This is a genomic window from Pseudomonas antarctica, assembly GCF_900624995.1.
Lineage (GTDB): Bacteria > Pseudomonadota > Gammaproteobacteria > Pseudomonadales > Pseudomonadaceae > Aquipseudomonas > Aquipseudomonas antarctica.
Window position 1 is genome coordinate 1 of the sequence record NZ_UYXQ01000259.1, and the last position, 722, is coordinate 722.

At 51.7% G+C, this 722-nt stretch carries 1 protein-coding gene; it reads left to right on the plus strand.

Features of this window, described 5'->3' with window-relative positions; genetic code table 11:
• Nucleotide 1 precedes the first annotated feature (1 nt).
• The gene (locus tag E0F99_RS29890; protein WP_130909143.1) at nucleotides 2-535 is read left to right on the plus strand and encodes a DUF4946 domain-containing protein; all 534 of its coding nucleotides are present in this window, start codon (nucleotides 2-4) and stop codon (nucleotides 533-535) included.
• The last annotated feature ends 187 nt before the right edge of the window (nucleotides 536-722 follow it).

Below are 722 nucleotides of genomic sequence, written 5' to 3' on the forward strand. Positions count from 1 at the left end.
GATTGAGTTCCGTAAATCGTTGTTGGGCGCTTTGTGTTTGTTGCTGGGTAGCCCGTTTGTGTTGGCGGCCGACCCGGAAATTCATTGGCCCAGCGGCTGGCAAGTCGAGGAAGTTGAGGCTGACGGCGAGGCGCCGGTAAAACCCCAGGCGGTGTCTCGCTTGCGCGCGATCAAGAACGATGAAAATGGCAATACCTTGATGGTCATGGAGTTGACGGGCACGCCGATTGAGCCCGGTCATAAAGTTAATCTTCAAGGTGTATTGCTGGAAATGCGTAAATCTATCCAGAAAGATTTTGCCGGCAGCGGTTATCAAAGCGTGTGCACCAAGATGCACCCGACCACACTGAGCCGTCTTGATGCGTTGGAAACGACTTGCGTGATTACTGAGAATGGGCGACACGTGTTGTCGCAAACATTGGTGGGCGCAGTTGATACCGATAAAGCCTATGTTTTTTCATACGCCGGTCAAGCGCAAGCCTACGAGGCCAGCCAGGAGGAAGTCGGCTCGGTACGCGACAGCCTGAAACTTTAAATGCGTTATATTGATCGATGTTGAACACAGTGAACGGTCAGTTAAGTTCCTTTTCGAGCCTGTCTAGTCCTGAAATAGGTTTACACCTGTTTCACCCCAGCGCCCTATGCACTGCATCGGGCGTTTTGTATTTTAAGGACAGGTGTGGGCGTTCCTGGTTATAGATCAGGATCGCTTCTCGCACCAT